Annotated in this window: 19 protein-coding genes; 12 read left to right on the plus strand and 7 right to left on the minus strand. The window is 44.8% G+C overall.

What is annotated here, in order from left to right:
* The 5 genes from CVN76_RS06970 to CVN76_RS06990 all read left to right on the plus strand — a co-directional run.
* On the plus strand, nt 1-984 hold a 984-nt coding region (locus tag CVN76_RS06970; RefSeq protein ID WP_100530686.1), incomplete at its 5' end, for a PRK06851 family protein.
* A 141-nt stretch (nt 985-1,125) separates the two neighbouring features.
* Entirely contained in the window at nt 1,126-1,995 is an 870-nt protein-coding gene (locus tag CVN76_RS06975) for a Cof-type HAD-IIB family hydrolase (protein ID WP_100530687.1), read from the plus strand.
* 27 nt (nt 1,996-2,022) lie between these two features.
* Nucleotides 2,023-3,120, plus strand: coding sequence for a PQQ-dependent sugar dehydrogenase (locus CVN76_RS06980; RefSeq protein WP_232732132.1), 1,098 nt, complete (start codon nt 2,023-2,025; stop codon nt 3,118-3,120).
* 485 nt (nt 3,121-3,605) lie between these two features.
* Nucleotides 3,606-4,028: a MarR family winged helix-turn-helix transcriptional regulator gene (locus CVN76_RS06985; protein ID WP_100530688.1), complete on the plus strand. Its 423-nt coding sequence runs from the start codon at nt 3,606-3,608 to the stop codon at nt 4,026-4,028.
* Nucleotides 4,029-4,044: 16 nt separating this feature from the next.
* Nucleotides 4,045-5,250: an MFS transporter gene (locus CVN76_RS06990; protein WP_100530689.1), complete on the plus strand. Its 1,206-nt coding sequence runs from the start codon at nt 4,045-4,047 to the stop codon at nt 5,248-5,250.
* Nucleotides 5,251-5,382: 132 nt separating this feature from the next.
* Here the strand turns inward: CVN76_RS06990 and bshB2 are convergent, their stop codons facing one another.
* The 3 genes from bshB2 to pdxK form a co-directional block, all read right to left on the minus strand.
* Nucleotides 5,383-6,048, minus strand: a complete 666-nt coding sequence (gene bshB2, locus CVN76_RS06995; protein ID WP_100530690.1) for a bacillithiol biosynthesis deacetylase BshB2 — start codon at nt 6,046-6,048, stop codon at nt 5,383-5,385.
* Between the two features lie 77 nt (nt 6,049-6,125).
* Complete coding sequence (locus tag CVN76_RS07000) at nt 6,126-6,473, minus strand: YojF family protein (protein WP_100530691.1); 348 nt, start codon at nt 6,471-6,473, stop codon at nt 6,126-6,128.
* A 124-nt stretch (nt 6,474-6,597) separates the two neighbouring features.
* Complete coding sequence (gene pdxK / locus CVN76_RS07005; protein WP_198512518.1) at nt 6,598-7,425, minus strand: pyridoxine/pyridoxal/pyridoxamine kinase; 828 nt, start codon at nt 7,423-7,425, stop codon at nt 6,598-6,600.
* A 356-nt stretch (nt 7,426-7,781) separates the two neighbouring features.
* Between pdxK and mobA the strand changes: the two genes are divergently transcribed.
* The 4 genes from mobA to CVN76_RS07025 are packed head-to-tail and all read left to right on the plus strand — an operon-like array spanning nt 7,782 to nt 10,140.
* Nucleotides 7,782-8,417: a molybdenum cofactor guanylyltransferase gene (mobA, locus tag CVN76_RS07010; RefSeq protein ID WP_157805585.1), complete on the plus strand. Its 636-nt coding sequence runs from the start codon at nt 7,782-7,784 to the stop codon at nt 8,415-8,417.
* Nucleotides 8,407-8,871, plus strand: a complete 465-nt coding sequence (locus CVN76_RS07015; RefSeq protein ID WP_100530693.1) for a molybdenum cofactor biosynthesis protein MoaE — start codon at nt 8,407-8,409, stop codon at nt 8,869-8,871. Before mobA ends, CVN76_RS07015 begins: the two co-directional genes overlap by 11 nt.
* The gene (moaD, locus tag CVN76_RS07020; RefSeq protein ID WP_100530614.1) at nt 8,864-9,097 is read left to right on the plus strand and encodes a molybdopterin converting factor subunit 1; all 234 of its coding nucleotides are present in this window, start codon (nt 8,864-8,866) and stop codon (nt 9,095-9,097) included. Before CVN76_RS07015 ends, moaD begins: the two co-directional genes overlap by 8 nt.
* Nucleotides 9,098-9,120: 23 nt before the next feature.
* Complete coding sequence (locus tag CVN76_RS07025) at nt 9,121-10,140, plus strand: MoeB/ThiF family adenylyltransferase (protein WP_100530615.1); 1,020 nt, start codon at nt 9,121-9,123, stop codon at nt 10,138-10,140.
* A 77-nt stretch (nt 10,141-10,217) separates the two neighbouring features.
* On the opposite strand, the gene CVN76_RS07030 is transcribed toward CVN76_RS07025, so the two are convergent.
* Nucleotides 10,218-10,538, minus strand: a complete 321-nt coding sequence (locus CVN76_RS07030) for a general stress protein (protein WP_061141326.1) — start codon at nt 10,536-10,538, stop codon at nt 10,218-10,220.
* Nucleotides 10,539-10,675: 137 nt separating this feature from the next.
* Complete coding sequence (locus CVN76_RS07035) at nt 10,676-12,112, minus strand: phospholipase D family protein (RefSeq protein WP_100530555.1); 1,437 nt, start codon at nt 12,110-12,112, stop codon at nt 10,676-10,678.
* Nucleotides 12,113-12,259: 147 nt separating this feature from the next.
* On the opposite strand from CVN76_RS07035, the gene CVN76_RS07040 reads away from it, so the two are divergent.
* From CVN76_RS07040 to CVN76_RS07055, 3 genes are all read left to right on the plus strand, one after another.
* Nucleotides 12,260-12,958, plus strand: a complete 699-nt coding sequence (locus CVN76_RS07040; RefSeq protein ID WP_100530554.1) for a uracil-DNA glycosylase — start codon at nt 12,260-12,262, stop codon at nt 12,956-12,958.
* Nucleotides 12,959-13,213: 255 nt separating this feature from the next.
* Nucleotides 13,214-13,468 carry a YwdI family protein gene (locus CVN76_RS07050; RefSeq protein ID WP_157805546.1) on the plus strand — a complete coding sequence of 85 codons (255 nt, stop codon included), beginning with the start codon at nt 13,214-13,216 and terminating at the stop codon, nt 13,466-13,468.
* A 26-nt stretch (nt 13,469-13,494) separates the two neighbouring features.
* Nucleotides 13,495-13,863 (plus strand): DUF423 domain-containing protein, encoded by a 369-nt coding sequence (locus CVN76_RS07055; protein ID WP_061141322.1) that lies wholly within the window; start codon nt 13,495-13,497, stop codon nt 13,861-13,863.
* An 81-nt stretch (nt 13,864-13,944) separates the two neighbouring features.
* Here CVN76_RS07055 and gerQ read toward each other — a convergent pair whose 3' ends face one another.
* Nucleotides 13,945-14,463: a spore coat protein GerQ gene (gene gerQ, locus CVN76_RS31730; protein ID WP_232732116.1), complete on the minus strand. Its 519-nt coding sequence runs from the start codon at nt 14,461-14,463 to the stop codon at nt 13,945-13,947.
* A gap of 401 nt (nt 14,464-14,864) precedes the next feature.
* Nucleotides 14,865-15,614: a hydrogen peroxide-dependent heme synthase gene (gene hemQ, locus CVN76_RS07065; protein ID WP_061141320.1), complete on the minus strand. Its 750-nt coding sequence runs from the start codon at nt 15,612-15,614 to the stop codon at nt 14,865-14,867.
* Between the last annotated feature and the right edge of the window lie 245 nt (nt 15,615-15,859).

Here is a 15,859-nt window from a genome sequence, read left to right on the forward strand (position 1 = left end):
ATTATGAAAAAAATCGGCCAGGAATGGCTGGATAAAAACTATGATATCGAGTATTTACATTGTTCTTCCGATAATGATTCCATCGATGGGGTCATCATACCGGCTTTGAAAATCGGTCTTGTGGATGGGACCGCTCCGCATGTGATTGAACCGAAGGCACCAGGGGCTGTAGAGGAATATGTCAATTTGGGGTCAGCCTGGAATTCACAGCAGCTCGCTTCGGAAAGAGCGTCCATCATAAGGCTGACGAATGCGAGAAGCAACAGCTTCGAGAAGGCCTATGCCCTTTTCGCTGAAGCATTGAAGATACATGATGAATGGGAGGACATCTATAAGGCAAACATCGACTTCGCTAAATTGAATGGGCTGACCAATAAATTGATAGAAGGCTTTTATCGAGATATCGTCCTTAATAAGAAGGCGGATGTTCGTCATCGTTTTTTAGGTGCCGCCACGCCAAAGGGAGCGGTCGATTTCATACCGAATATCACGGAGGGCGTACAGAAACGCTACTTTTTAAAAGGGCGTCCCGGTTCGGGAAAATCGACGATGCTGAAAAAGATTGCAAAGGCTGCGGAGCAAAGGGGCTTCGATGTGGAAGTGTATCATTGTGGTTTCGATCCGCATAGCCTGGACATGGTCATCGTCCGGGAGGTAGGTATCGCCATATTCGACAGCACAGATCCTCATGAATATTTCCCGAGCTGCGAAGGTGATGAGATCATCGATATATATAAAACGGCGATCCTGCCGGGAACGGATGAAATTTATGCCGATCAGATCAAGGATGTTTCCTCCAGGTACAGGGAGAAGATGAATGAAGCGACGGCAAGCCTAGCCAAAGCAAAAGAGCTGCATGACGAACTTGAAAAAATTTATGTGAAAGCCATGGACTTTACTGCGATAGATGACATTCGTAGTGACATTCATGAACAGATCATTGAACGTGCGCAGGCAATTGACAGCCAAACGATCCTGCATTAAAAATTGAACTGCACCTCTCCTTATCAGGTGCAGTTTATTTATATTTTTTCGATCAATATTCACTGCAAGGTTGTAAAACGTGTTTATCGACGCTCTTTCGGTTAGAATAGGGATTATATTGTAATAAAGGAGCCGGTTGAATTGATAAAGACGATTGCGATTGACATGGACGGAACATTATTAAACAAAATGCAAAAGGTCAGTGTGGAAAATAAAGAGGCGATCCAGAAGGCACAAAGAGAAGGGGTGGAAGTGATCATCGCCACTGGGAGATCATACGTCGAAGCAAGGTTCGCTTTAGATGAAGCGAATATCGATTGCCCTGTGATCTCTGTGAATGGGGCGGCCTTGTTCACAAAGGAAGGAAAGATTGCCGCTTCGAATCCAATGTCTGTTGCCACTGCAAAAATGGTCGCTGAAATCCTTGAGGAACAAGGGATTTATTTCGAAATTTATACGAGCCAGGGGATTTATTCCAAAAATTACGAAAAATCAATATCCGTTTTGGTGGACATATTCGTAACGGCCAATCCCGAGATGGATGCCGAGAGAATGAGGAAATTCGCAGAGGAGCGCTTGCAGCTTGGACAAGTTACATCGATCTCCGACTATTCCGAGCTATTCAGCCATTCTAATGTGGAATATTATAAAATCCTCAGCTTCTCCAAAGATTTAGATTTATTGAATCGAGTTGCTTCGAAATTGAACGGGCAAGGTGGAGTCACCGTCACCTCATCAGGACGTGAAAATGTGGAAATCATGAGTACGGAGGCCCAAAAGGGTACGGCCCTCGAAGCATATGTGAAGGAAAAATCCGGTTCCATGCAGGAAACAATGGCCATCGGCGATAATTATAATGATGTATCCATGTTTGAACGGGTAGGCTTGGCTGTCGCCATGGGCAATGCCCCGCTCGACATTCAAAAACTGTGTGATGAAGTGACAGGCAAGAATGATGAATCAGGTGTAGCGCAGGCAATATTAAAGGTGCTCAAACAGTCAGCCTATTAAACTCACGAATTGAAGGGGGAAAGGCGTTTGAAAAGGTGGCTTCTATATTTCCTTATGGCTGCATTGATTCTGGCAGGTTGTAATGGCAAAGAAGAGGACAGCAAAACCGATCCAAAGCCTGATAAAGAAGTGGCGGGCACGCTTGGTAAAGATCCTGAAGTACTCGTGACGAATCTGCATTCTCCATGGTCGATCCAAAAGGTTGGGAGTGCGATGTATGTTTCAGAACGGACAGGCTCCATCGTGGAATGGTACAAGGGCAAGCTGACACGGCAACCGGTCGAGCTTAAGAAAACATTATCTTCAAAAGCGGAAGCTGGACTGCTTGGTTTTTTATTGGCACCCGACTTTTCTGAAAGCAGGCGAGCCTACGCCTATTATACGTACGAAGATGGCAGTGGGAATTCCATCAACCGAATCGTCTCCCTGCAAAAGGACAATGATAAATGGCTGGAGCGAGAAACGTTAATCGATGGAATACCAAGCGGTGACTACCATCACGGCGGACGCCTCAAGCTTGGCCCCGATGGCTTGCTATACGCAACAACAGGGGATGCCAAGAAACCGGAAATCGCACAAGATACTGTTTCATTAGGCGGGAAGCTTTTGCGCATGAATCCAGACGGCACCATTCCTAAAGATAATCCTTTCGCAAATTCGTACGTCTATTCGTATGGCCATCGCAACCCGCAAGGACTGGCCTGGGATGATGCCGGGAAGTTATATGAAAGCGAGCACGGAGAGTCCGCTCACGATGAAATAAATGAAATTGATCCTGGCAAGAACTATGGCTGGCCGGAGATTGAAGGTGATCAGCAAAAACCGGATATGATCAATCCACTGATCCACTCAGGCGAAAACACTTGGGCCCCTTCCGGACTGGCCTATTTTGATGGGAAGCTATTTATCGCAGCATTAAGAGGTGAATCGCTTAAGCAGTACGATATCAAGAGCGGAAAAATGACGGATATCATCACGAATGCCGGTCGGATCCGCGACATCTTCGTGGATGAAGAATTCCTATACTTTATAAGTAACAATACGGACGGACGAGGAAATCCCGATGAAAAAGATGATAAACTTTATCGGCTGCCCCTATCCCAATTAGAAGGAAATATGCCCTGAAGGATTCAGGCAACCGCTAATATAGGCAGCGAAAAAAAATGCCCGCAGTTGTGCGAACGCTTACCTACACCGATTTATATTGTTACACGTGAAGCCCTCGCCGAATGGCGGGGGCTCCTGCTGCTGCATGAATTCGCGAGTAACGCGCTGATATCGTGAAAGAAAGCAGTAATCAAGCGGAGAATCCGCGTCAAATTCATGAGCAACGCCAAAAATTGGCGCGAAACAGCAAAAAAAACGTGTTAAAAGCGATATCTTTGCGAGAATCCGCCTCACATTTCGAGGCAACGCCCAAATTGGCGAGTAAAAGTCCCAAATTCGCCGAGTAACCATCCCGAATCATCCGCAATCAGTCAAAACGAACATTTGATCACGAACCTGCTGTTAAGTTGTGTTCAGGGCTCGGATTCTTCGTTTGGAGGCTGGACTTTAATAAAGAAATATTGTATAGTTACCTAGGTAACTACTTTACAGGAGGAATACCTATGCCCTTCCATGATGGGTTTTTTCATCAAAATTTACAGTTCTCGAGGTCATTTACAAAAAAGTTGAACGAACAATTGGCTAAGGTCGATCTTTTTCATTCTCAGTGGTTGATTGTTTTTTATTTGAATCAATATGGGAGTTCGACGCTTGTGGAAATCAGCAACTATCTCGATGTGGAGAAGCCGACGGTTACACGGACGGTGAACCGTTTGGAGGAACGTGATTTAATCGAACAAATACCCGGGAAAGATAAGCGGGAACGGAGAATACAGTTAACGGAGTCCGGTAAAAGGACTTTTCAAGAGGCCAAAAAAGTGGTGGAGGAATTTGAGCACCAATTATTGAGTGGTTTGGCCGAAGAGGATCTTGAGGTAACGCAAAAAACCTTGAAATTATTGAAGGAAAAATTAAAACAATTGTAAGGAAGAAGGATTTTACATGAATCAAAAACCAAAGTTGTGGACGAAAGATTTTCTGATTGTGTCGTCAGCGAACTTTTTTCTCTTTTTAACTTTTTATGTGTTGATGGTGACATTGACGATTTACACGATCGATCAATTCCATGCGTCTCAAGCCCAGGCGGGACTCGCTTCAAGTATTTTTGTCCTTGGGGCTGTGCTGGTCAGACCGGTTGCCGGGAAGAAAATTGACCAGGTCGGCCGCAAAAAAATGCTTTTTGGTTCCTTGATTTTATTTTTGTTAGCTTCGATTGGCTATTTCATGGTCAATGGTTTGTTTCTTCTATTGATCGACCGGCTTATTCACGGTTTCGCTTTTGGTCTTGCGACGACTGCAACCGGAACGATTGCCGCAGATATCATTCCGAATGAAAGGCGTGGGGAGGGGACAGGGTATTTTGCGATGAGTACAAACTTGGCCATGGCTTTCGGTCCGTTTATCGGTTTGCTGATCACCCAGCATTTTAGTTATTCGATCATCTTCTATGCTGCCTCGGTGTTTGCCGCATTTGCTTTAGTCGCTTCGTTGTTCATGAATGTGCCAGAAGGCGAAAAGGGCAAAGTTTCATCACGAAAAGGGTTTAAGATCAGTGATTACTTTGAAAAAAGTGCCCTGCCGATTGCCATTTTCATCGGATTTGCCGGATTTACTTATTCGAGCATCTTGTCTTATTTAACATCGTTTGCAAAGGAAATGAATTTGATGGATGCCGCAAGCTTTTTCTTCGTCGTATTTGCCGTATTCCTGCTTGCGTCGCGACCGTTTACAGGACGGATATTTGATGTGAAGGGGGAGAATGCGGTGATTTATCCGGCATTGATTTTTTATGCGGTCGGCATGGTCATCCTCAGCCAATCCCATCATGGAATCACGCTTCTGGTAGCCGGTGCTTTTATCGGTGTTGGGTATGGTACGTTCCAATCAAGCTGCCAAGCGATTTCCATCAAGGAGGCACCGTCAAATCGGATGGGTTTGGCCACTTCCACGTTTTTCACCATGTATGATTTCGGGATTGGGGTTGGCCCGTTCCTATTGGGTTTCCTTATCCCATTTACCGGATTCAAAGGGTTATTCATCGGCATGTCGATTTTCTCATTCATACTTATCGGAATTTATTTCTTGGTACATGGTAAAAAAGCCTCGAGCAGAAAGAAAATGCAGGCTGAAGAGCGGATGTCCGCTTAAAGTATAAAATGAAAAAATGGGGGCATGCTAGTTATATGATTGATTTTCCAAAGTATCCCCCTTTCTCCGCCTGTATATAACAGGCGTTTTTTTTATGCCATAAACAAAGAAACCGCCTAATGGGCGGTTTCTTCAAAATTTATAGGTCCATAATCGTTCCTTGCGTATCCACTCTAGGAAATCGGCATCCTGATTTTCGAATTTTTCCTTCCAATCAAGTACCATCGCCTCCGTTTGGGAACGGTGAGCCGTAACGGCAGCTACTTTTTTCTCTTCGACCGCAGTGATATCATGGATGATGTCAGGTTGCCCTAACTCCTGGATGCAGTTATTGGAGAATGCGACACAATGAAGTTTTGGACGTTCCGTTTCCTCGATTCTTTCCACGGCACGAACCACGGCCCTCGCTGTCGCTTCATGGTCTGGATGGACGCTGTATCCCGGGTAAAACGTGATGATCAATGATGGATTCAATTCATTGATGGCATCGGTAAATATGGACGTCAGCTTTTCATCATCCTCGAATTCTATCGTCTTATCACGCAAGCCGAGCATGCGTAAGTCTTCAATGCCGATCGCATTTGCTGCATCGATCAATTCCTTTTTACGGATTTTGGGGAGCGATTCTCTCGTTGCAAATGGCGGATTGCCTAAATTACGTCCCATTTCTCCTAGTGTTAAGCATAAATAGGTAACAGGTGTGCCCGCTTCTCTATGGATGGCAACCGTACCGGAAACCGAGAAGGCTTCATCATCGGGATGTGGGAAAATGACTAAAACATGACGTTCTTTTTCCAAGGTATATTTCTCCTTCCGTTTACTTACATTGAGTATGGTTAAAGGTAAATGGGAATGGGATTAAAGGTATGTCAGGATCATTCAAAGGGTGTGGGACTGAGCTGCATGGAGACGGCAAGCTTTCCGGAAAAATCAAGACCTGCCATTAGCAACCTTCCTTGTTCATCCACTTCGAAGTGGTTTACGCCTTCTGCATATACCCAGCCGATATTGAGCTTTAAGCCGATGCGGTAGGGTCCGTCCCCAACGATCTTGCCATGTTCATATTGTATAAAAGCGTTACGAATATAAGCACCTGCCGAAAAGAAGGCTTCATCTACATGAGTGGCATAGGCACCATTTGTCGTTTCCAGGTGAAGATATACATCTTTTCCGGCGAAAGAATCAATAGCATTTTGCACCTCGGTGCGGTCTATAGGTTTCATTCTATAATTTCCTCCTTAACTGGGCGGCTAGATAAGCTTTTCCTTCTTCCCATTTTACTAAATAAAATCAAAAAAAGCGAAAAAGGCCGCTCGATGAATTGGAGCGGCCAGTAAACGTGATGATTTATTTTTGTGTGTTTTGCGCATTTCCATATTTATGGTATGCCCCATGATTGACCGGTCCTACATAGTCATTCATCTTCCAGGAATGGCGAACCGCTTCCGTAATGAAGTCTTTCGCGATGTGGATGGCCTCGCGCGGGCTTTTCCCTTCAGCCAGCTGCGCTGTAATCGCTGCTGATGATGAACAACCGGCACCATGTGTATTGGTTGTTTCGATTTTCTCGGATTCAAGGATCTCAAATTCTTTTCCATCATAGAGAAGGTCGATGGCTTTATCAAGATCAAGCTTATTTCCACCCTTGATCAAGACATATTTTGCACCAAGTGCATGTATCTTTTCGGCGGCAGCCTTCATATCATCGATCGTTTTGATAGGCGCCGTCCCTGCTAATTGGGCAGCCTCGAAAAGGTTAGGCGTCACTACCGTTGCACGCGGAACGAGTAGATCACGCAGAGCCACGGCTGTTTCAGGGTGCAATACTTCATCCTCACCTTTGCATACCATAACTGGGTCGATTACGACTTTGTCCAATTTCAACTCGTCAATTTTACGGGCAACGAGTTCAATGATTTCAACTGAACCGAGCATACCTGTTTTCATGGCGTCAATTCCGATTGATAGAATCGTTTCGATTTGGGCCTCCAAAACATTTACTGGCGTAGGGAATACATTATGGGACCAGCCATTCTTAGGGTCCATCGACACGATTGTCGTTAAAGCGGACATACCGTAAATGCCGAATTCTTGAAATGTCTTTAAATCAGCTTGAAGACCTGCTCCGCCGCTGGAGTCAGATCCAGCAACTGTCATAGCTTTTTTCATAGTCATTATGTGACCTCCTCAGGAGAATTAGATATCGATATTATCATCATACCAGGTAATATCCTATTTTTAGAATATACCAAAATTTATTTTATGTAAAACTTAGTTGTTTCCCCATCTGGGGGCCTGAAGATAAGGTAAAGTGTGTGCCTCTGATGGGCATTTTTCATAAGTGTATCATATGGCATTCCGTTTATCGGAAACCTGGATTCCAAGATGTGATCCAATCAATCTATGGTGTCATTATTCTCGAAGTTGCATTAAACTATTTACATACAATGGATGCTTTTTTGGAATACATAGTAGGTATAGCATTACCTTAGCGAGCTCGATTAAACCGAAAAAAGGGAAGGATGAAGCGGATGGAATCGACGATGTTGCTTCTAGCTGGTGGAAAATCAAGCCGGATGGGCGAGAATAAGGCATTACTGACAATAGATGGCGATGTGAACATTTCAAGAGTGGCATCCGAACTGAAAAAGGTGTCCGAAAACGTGTTGGTCATTACGAATGCATTCGACGATTACCGTTTTCTGCAACTTCCGTTAATTGCTGATTTACATAAGGATCATGGACCCCTTGGCGGCTTGCATGCAGGGATGACTGCCTCGCAAACTCAGCTGCACTTCCTTGCAGCCTGTGACATGCCCTTTGTGAGTGCCACTGTCATTCATGAATTGATTGCCAATTACGTTCCTTCATTCGATGCGGTCATTCCGGAGATAAATGGGCGGCTCCAGCCTCTTTTTGCGGTTTATCACAAAACCTGTCTCCCTGTACTGACGGAGTGTTTGATGAGCCGGGAATTGAAAATGAGCCGTTTTCTGGAGAAGATTTCGGTGAAAATCATTAGGGAAAAAGACTTTAAGCTATATCACGAAAACCCTGAACGTTTTCAACACGTATTCTTCAATATGAATACGAGGGAGGACTATCAAGAAGCTGTCCATATTAAGCAAACGGAATGTGATATAAAGGGTGGTAGAGATGAATTATAAAATTTCAAAGGATCCGATCGTCATTCAGGATGTGATTGATAAAGTAGTAAAACGAAATGCAGGTGCCGTCACGACCTTCATTGGGACGGTACGGGAAATGACCAAGGGGAAAAAGACCTTATTCTTAATTTACGAAGCCTATGAACCGATGGCGATCAAGAAATTAGAGCAAATCGGTGCGGAAATCAAGGATCGTTGGCCTGAAGCGGAAACGGCGATCACCCATCGTGTAGGTAAACTCGACATTACGGATATCGCAGTCGTCATTGCCGTTAGTACGCCGCATCGAAATGATGCATATGAGGCGAATCGGTATGCGATTGAAAGAATCAAGGAAATTGTCCCGATTTGGAAGAAGGAACATTGGGAGGATGGGGAAACGTGGGTCGGGAACCAGTTGGAGACCGTACCATATCCATCAGGAAAACCGAAGGAGATGGACATCCATGATTAACGTGCTTTTATTTGCCCAATTGAGGGATGAATCAGGAAAAGCGTCCATTTCTATAGAAGGAAATGGCTGGAGTGTGGACGAGCTGAAAAGAAAATTGAAGGCGGACTATCAATTGGGTAGCCTTGAAGCCGCAATGACGGCAGTCAATGAAGAATTTGCCGATGATGAGACGATCTTAACGGACGGGGATACAGTGGCCTTCATTCCACCTGTAAGCGGAGGTTGAGCGAATTGGATATGGTGTACGATGTGAAAGAACGATATTCCAGGCAAACGTTATTTGCCCCGATCGGTGAGCGGGGTCAATTGGAAATCCAAAAGAAGCATGTTTTACTCCTGGGGGCAGGCGCATTGGGAGCTGCAAACGCAGAGGCCCTTACCCGTGCGGGAGTAGGGAAAATCACGATCGTGGATCGGGATTATGTGGAGCTTAGTAATTTACAGCGCCAGCAAATGTATACGGAACGGGACGTCGAAGAGAGGCTTCCAAAGGCTGAAGCCGCAAAGCGTCATTTGCTAGAGATCGATCATGGAGTGGAAGTGAATGCCATCATCATGGACGCAACCGCGCAAAACCTGGAGCAGCTGCTTGGCGGGGTTGATTTGATATTGGACGCAACCGATAATTTTGAAACTCGGATGATCATTAACGATTTGTCACAAAAGCTTCTTATTCCGTGGATTTATGGGGCATGCGTCGGCAGTGTCGGCATGACCTTGACGATCCTTCCCGGAAATACGCCTTGCCTGCACTGTTTGCTTAAAACGATCCCCATTCAGGGCATGACCTGTGACACAGGGGGAATCATATCACCTGCGGTCACGATGGTGGCGGCCCACCAAATGGCCGAGGCTTTGAAAATCCTTTCAGGGAATCGGGACGCGATTCGTCCGGCACTCGTTACGTTTGATCTGTGGCGAAACCAATACCAATCTGTGAAATTAACAAAAGCGAAAAAGAAGGATTGCCTTTCTTGCGGCGAGCAGAGATCTTATCCTTTTTTAACCGGAGATAACGCAACGAAAACAGCGGTCCTTTGCGGAAGGGACACTGTGCAGGTCAGGCCGCCCAAGCCAGTTAAGCTCCAGCTCGAGAAGCTGGCAAAAGGTCTGGTTGGAAGTGGCTATGCAGTGAAATTCAATCCTTTTCTCCTCTCCTGCGAAAAAGATGGAGTGCGGATGGTCATTTTTGAGGATGGCAGGGCGCTGATACACGGTACGAAGGATATGATCCAGGCAAAGGCAGCCTACCAAAGTATACTAGGATAATGAATAGCAAAAAACGGGGCCCGTTGATGGGCCCCGTTTCTTATATATAGGGTAAATGCTACCTTATGTCTGTTGAATTATTTAGAAGCGACGATGACGACTTTTCCTTCGTCAAGCACTTCCTCGTAACGTTCTGCTTCCATGTCGCTAAGGCCAAGGTTGCTCATACGGTTACGAAGCTCATCTCCGCGTGATTTAAAGAGATTGCCAACCGTATCGAGGAAGCCCTGTTCCTTCATTCCTACATCTTCCGTATTCGTATTCTCGGTAAGGTGCTTCGAACGGGTTTTGTCATGAGCGAACAAGTAAACATCGTCCTTCGTATATCCTGAAGTGACTAACTCATCGATTTTTTCCTTTGCTTGTAAACCGTTTTCTACTACATGTACTTGATACATATAAACTCCTCCTTGAATTTTAATGTAAGATTCTCTGGAATATAGGTAAATGGAATCTTGTTTATCGTGATTGTTAATTAGCTATAGTAGTATATAACCTTATTTCCGAGTGCCTAAACATCTTATGACAAAATAATTTAATAAGTGGTGAAGCGAAACACCTTCTGGATGCGGTATGCTAAATATTTGAAAACGGGAAGGTCCTTCTGATATTCACTATAATCGGCAGTGTATGTTCCGTTGCGATTTGTCCAAAGTCTTTGGAAATAGTCAGCGACATCATAAGAAATGTCCGCATCATTTGGTGCATGGATTTCAACATTCGCTTCAAGGTTAAAGTCATCGAGATTACGTGAGGTGTAATTGGCTGATCCGCCAAGAACGATCGTTTCTTTTTCCTTTTGTATCATCATCAGCTTTGTATGAAACTGTTCTTTATCGGTTTTGTACCAGCGGATCGAAATATTTTCATCCCCCAGCTTTTCAAATTCGGCGGCAACCGGGAGATTCGGGAGGCCGATTTTTTCACTTCCGAAGGCGTTTTGATTCGGGTCCAAGATCATCTGAATCTTCACGCCCCGTTTAGCGGCGTCCGTTAACGCTTCGACCACTTCACGATCGGCAATGTAGAACATTGCAAGGTGGATTTTGTCCCCTTTCTTGGTATCTTTTATCGTTTTGAGGACATGCGTATTGATTTTTCCTTCCGTGAGCAATTGCACCGAGACCGGTCCCCTATCTTCTTCGGCCGCCTCGTTGAATTCCGGGAATGCCTTTGGACCGCCGGAGAAATTCGAAGCCGCTTCCTCCGCTTTAATGAAATCACCGATGATATTCCCCTTCATCTGAAACGCGATATTGGAATGGAATCCACTCGCGTCATGGGGGTTGGCAGATGAGATGATCGCCGTTTTTTCGGTCGCGACCACTTTCCTGTGGTTGGCTTTAATATTCATCAGCCTAAGGTAAGAACGAAAGGTGACCTTTGGTGCAGTCTTAGCCATTGGATTCACGATCCAGCCTTTTCCCTCTTCGCCAAACCATTGGAAAAAGGTCCGATACACGCCGGAATAGAGAGGGTTCGGGTCGCGAAGTCGGTCTAAATTGGTCACGACGACATCGATGCCATTTTGCTTCATGGTTTCTAGCGCCTCCAACTTGTAAGCATTATAGGAAGTATTCACTTCATCGGTAATGAATATCACCTGGAGTCCGGGTTTCTTTTTCTTTTGGGCAACCAGTTTATCCGTCAGTGTCTTGGTTAGCTTTGGGAAGTTTATCTTTTCATCATAAAAATCATTAAACAAAAACATATCGATTATGATATAAGAATCCGCCTCTTCGATGGCATTATTGATGGTTTGAAAAATTCGCTGCTCATGTTTAAGATTCCCTTGTTCATCGTGATAGGAAAGATCATAGATGAAGTCGACATCCTCGACATGATGAACCTTCCCTTCATAGGAAATGCCCTTGGGAAGGGGCTTGTAGCTGTTATAGACGATCACTGCCGTAATGACGAGCAAAATGCCAACCAGCAGGTAAAATCGTTTTCTTTTGTACCATTTTTTCATAGGGAATCCTCCAACATGGTTAAATTGCTTGCTAACTATCTGTTTTCCCAATTAAGGGGTATAAAGAAACATATATCATGGTCTATCAAAAAGGCGAAGGCCGATCTTTGATATAATATAGTTTAAAAGAAGAAAGGGGCTATGCATATGGCAAAGCACATATTAACAAATGATTGGTGGCCTCTATTGAAAGAGGAATTCAAAAAAGAATATTACCAGGAGCTAAGGGAATTCATAAAGCAAGAGTACAAAGAGCAGGTCATTCATCCGGATCAGGACGATATTTTCAATGCACTTCACTATACGGCCTATGAAAGCGTGAAGGTCGTCATTCTTGGGCAGGATCCTTACCATGGGCCCGATCAAGCGCATGGCCTTAGCTTTTCCGTTAAACCGGAGGTGCGCATTCCGCCTTCATTAAGAAACATCTTTAAGGAACTTCATGCCGATTTAGGCACTGACATTCCAGATGAGGGATGCCTTGTTGAGTGGGCAAAACAAGGTGTGCTTCTTTTGAATACCGTCTTGACTGTCCGTGAAGGAGAAGCGAACTCACACCGGGGAAAAGGGTGGGAAAACTTTACGAATCAAGTCATCCGCCTGCTGAGTGAGCGGCAGAAACCGATCGTTTTTATCTTATGGGGGAAACCGGCACAAACGAAGATCCCTTTAATTGATGAAAGCCGCCATAAAATCATTACATCCGTGCATCCGAGTCCGCTCTCGGCTTCCCGTGGGTTCTTTGGCAGCAAACCGTTTTCCAAAACCAATCAATTTCTTATGGAAATGGGGGAATCGCCCATTGATTGGGAAATCTCGGGTGCGATGAGTCGAAAAGGAACATGAAGCGGGTGAATTGCATGCTGTGCCGTCATTTTTACGTCACGTGGGATCCCAACTTTCCAAAAGGGTGCCGTGCCTTTCAATTCAAAACCGCAAACCTGCCTTCTCTTGATGTGTTTAGATCATCGGGGCAGGTGTGCCTCGAATTTACAGCCAAGAAAAATATGAAGTAGAGGGTTTTACAAGGGTGTTTTCTTGCTTGATTTTTGCTATGCTAGTGATGAAAGTTTTGACCTGTATATGGACGAGGTGGTAAATTTGGATATTTCTTCAAGAAAAATGCTGGACAAAATCGAAGAGCTTGCTTCGAAGGCAAAGCAGGCAAATTCAGAGGATAAGGTGCAGGGATATGTCATTGCCATTAAAGCCTTATGTGAAGTAATGGTTGATGAAAAAGTGGGAAGCGGCATTTCGAAGCCAATCACATTGTCTCAGCCCATCATGACGGCTACACCGAATGTAGAGCCGGTCAAAATGGATGAAGCCAATGGAGAGTCCTTATTCGATTTTTAAAAGCAGCGAAGGGAAGCGAAATCATAGTGAAACTGTTCATCATTTTAGGCGCAATCAATGGGTTCATTGCTGTCGCACTAGGTGCATTCGGAGCCCATGGGCTCGAAGGGAAGATACCCGATAAATATTTGGAAACATGGCAAACGGCCGTTCAATATCAAATGTTCCATGCGGTTGGTTTATTAGTAATCGGTTTATTGGCTGGAAAAATCTCAAGCCCGTTAGTCAATTGGTCTGGCTGGCTTATGTTAATCGGGATCATCCTCTTTTCCGGTAGCCTGTTCGTTCTAAGCGTCACGCAGATCAAGGTGTTAGGCGCCATCACACCGCTTGGCGGAGTGTCTTTCTTGGCAGCTTGGGTATTGATGGTCATTGCTGCCTATAAGTACTTGTAAGCGCAGGATCAAAAAAAACATCTCCATGAAGAAGGGCCTCAAAATCGATAAGATTCTGAGGCCCCTTTTTTATCATCTCATTCACCTTGGCGAATAGGTGGCAAGCCCTGCCCCTCCATATGGATAGTCGTATTCGATTTCTTCATCAAAGGTAATGTAGTCCAAGTACACCATCGGGATTAAATACCGTTTGCCGGTTTGCGGGTCGCTTATGATCAAATGGTCACGTCCTGCAGCTTCGATGATTCCTTTGAAGATCTTTGCATTCCATTCCTTATTATTTTCAAATGTTGTATAAACGGTCGCTAATTTCCCTTTGTTCAAACGCAGGATGTTTTCGATGTATGATGCTTCGACTGGAAGCATGCCAGGTACCTGTGGTGGAGATGTCGATTGATTCATCGGCATCGGGATCTGCTGCGGCGTGCCGGCTATGGTTGGCTGTTGAGGCTGGTATGCCGGCTGTTGATAGGCTTGCTGCGGGAAAGACTGTTGTTGCTGGTATGGTGTCTGCTGCCGCTGGCTGGACTCATTGTTTTCATTCGGGTAATAGGGGCTTCCACCATACGGGTAGTTACCATAAGGATTATTTTGTGACATTGCATTCCCTCCTAAAATTCAAGGCTTTTTGATTTTGGTGGCGAAAAGCCGAGTACTTGAAGCAACAGTGCGATTTATAGCGACCGCTCGATACAATCCCCGGCAGCTTAAAAACACACAATGAATTTTAAGCGATACATAACGTTGCCTTTCCTGGTTTACGCGGGTAAAGTGATATCCGCTAAACGTAATCTAAATAGAAGTAACGTTCCTTCACCTCGCTGGATTTAGGCGTTGCCTTGTTTTCTTTTCCTGTGACGTCGAATGAGCCGGTAAAAATTACATTCATCACTATTGAAAATGTATGGGATGTGTGTTGGATTTATTCCATAGCTGGGGAAAATAAAAAGGAGGAGGGTGAAAAAAGAGAAAAGCTTCCGGAAGCCGGAAGCTAAAGTATCTTATACGTAGAGGAAAGAGGCTATGTTTTCTTCAGGCAGAATATTGCCTACAAAGAAAGAGCCGAACGCAGCGTAACGGGCGCTCACTTCATCAAAACGCATTTCATAAATTAATTTCTTGAATTGAAGGACGTCATCCGCGAAAAGTGTTACGCCCCATTCATAGTCGTCAAATCCGACCGAGCCGGAAATGATTTGTTTTACCTTGCCAGCATAACTGCGGCCGATCAAGCCGTGTGAACGCATTAAGCCTTTGCGTTCTTCCATGGAAAGCATATACCAGTTGTCATCGCCTTCACGGCGCTTGTCCATTGGATAGAAGCAAACATGTTTCGCCTTTGGCAGGATGGGATACAGTCTGGAACGTACATGAGGGTTCTGATAAGGGTCCTCACCATCTCCTCCTGCAAGGTAATTGCTTAGCTCCACCACTGAAACGTATGAATAAGCCGGAATGGAATATTCGGCAAGCTTCGTTTTATTGAATTCATTTTCGATTGCATTCAATTCTTCCATTGTCGGGCGGGCAAACATAAGCATGAAGTCCGCTTTCTGGCCAACGATGGAATATAGGGCATGGCTGCCTTCGTTGTCGCTTTGGGTCATATTCCATTTATCGAGTAAACCTTGGAACTCCGAGATGGCTAGTTGGCGTTCGTCACTTGATAACGTTTTCCAAGATGCCCAATCGATCAGGCGGAAATCATGTAAACAATACCAGCCGTCCAGTGTTTGTGCTGCTTCACTCATTACGATCACTCCTAAGTCTTATTATAGCTTTAATATAACATAGTTTCAGTATAAGGAAATTTAGGTCAACCCGCAAACGCCATCACTGTTTTCGGTGCTGAGATGTGGCTGGAATTTACCGGGCCGCTGGAGTATTCTAAAAAAGGCAGGGTAGGAAAGAATGGTTAAATGATTAAACATAGTACAATCAGGGGAAACGTATCTAAAAAGGAGGAAGCGCCAGTGAGCAATTTATTTGAAATGTT

This window comes from Bacillus sp. mrc49 (assembly GCF_002803435.1).

What these genes read in the sequence shown, in the direction of transcription:
- CVN76_RS06985 (WP_100530688.1), top strand. Translation starts at nt 3,606, where the DNA reads ATGCCCTTCCATGATGGGTTTTTTCATCAAAATTTACAGTTCTCGAGG.
- CVN76_RS06990 (WP_100530689.1), top strand. Translation starts at nt 4,045, where the DNA reads ATGAATCAAAAACCAAAGTTGTGGACGAAAGATTTTCTGATTGTGTCG.
- CVN76_RS07000 (WP_100530691.1), bottom strand. Translation starts at nt 6,473, where the DNA reads ATGAAACCTATAGACCGCACCGAGGTGCAAAATGCTATTGATTCTTTC.
- pdxK (WP_198512518.1), bottom strand. Translation starts at nt 7,425, where the DNA reads ATGACTATGAAAAAAGCTATGACAGTTGCTGGATCTGACTCCAGCGGC.
- mobA (WP_157805585.1), top strand. Translation starts at nt 7,782, where the DNA reads ATGGAATCGACGATGTTGCTTCTAGCTGGTGGAAAATCAAGCCGGATG.
- CVN76_RS07015 (WP_100530693.1), top strand. Translation starts at nt 8,407, where the DNA reads ATGAATTATAAAATTTCAAAGGATCCGATCGTCATTCAGGATGTGATT.
- moaD (WP_100530614.1), top strand. Translation starts at nt 8,864, where the DNA reads ATGATTAACGTGCTTTTATTTGCCCAATTGAGGGATGAATCAGGAAAA.
- CVN76_RS07030 (WP_061141326.1), bottom strand. Translation starts at nt 10,538, where the DNA reads ATGTATCAAGTACATGTAGTAGAAAACGGTTTACAAGCAAAGGAAAAA.
- CVN76_RS07035 (WP_100530555.1), bottom strand. Translation starts at nt 12,112, where the DNA reads ATGAAAAAATGGTACAAAAGAAAACGATTTTACCTGCTGGTTGGCATT.
- CVN76_RS07040 (WP_100530554.1), top strand. Translation starts at nt 12,260, where the DNA reads ATGGCAAAGCACATATTAACAAATGATTGGTGGCCTCTATTGAAAGAG.
- gerQ (WP_232732116.1), bottom strand. Translation starts at nt 14,463, where the DNA reads ATGTCACAAAATAATCCTTATGGTAACTACCCGTATGGTGGAAGCCCC.
- hemQ (WP_061141320.1), bottom strand. Translation starts at nt 15,614, where the DNA reads ATGAGTGAAGCAGCACAAACACTGGACGGCTGGTATTGTTTACATGAT.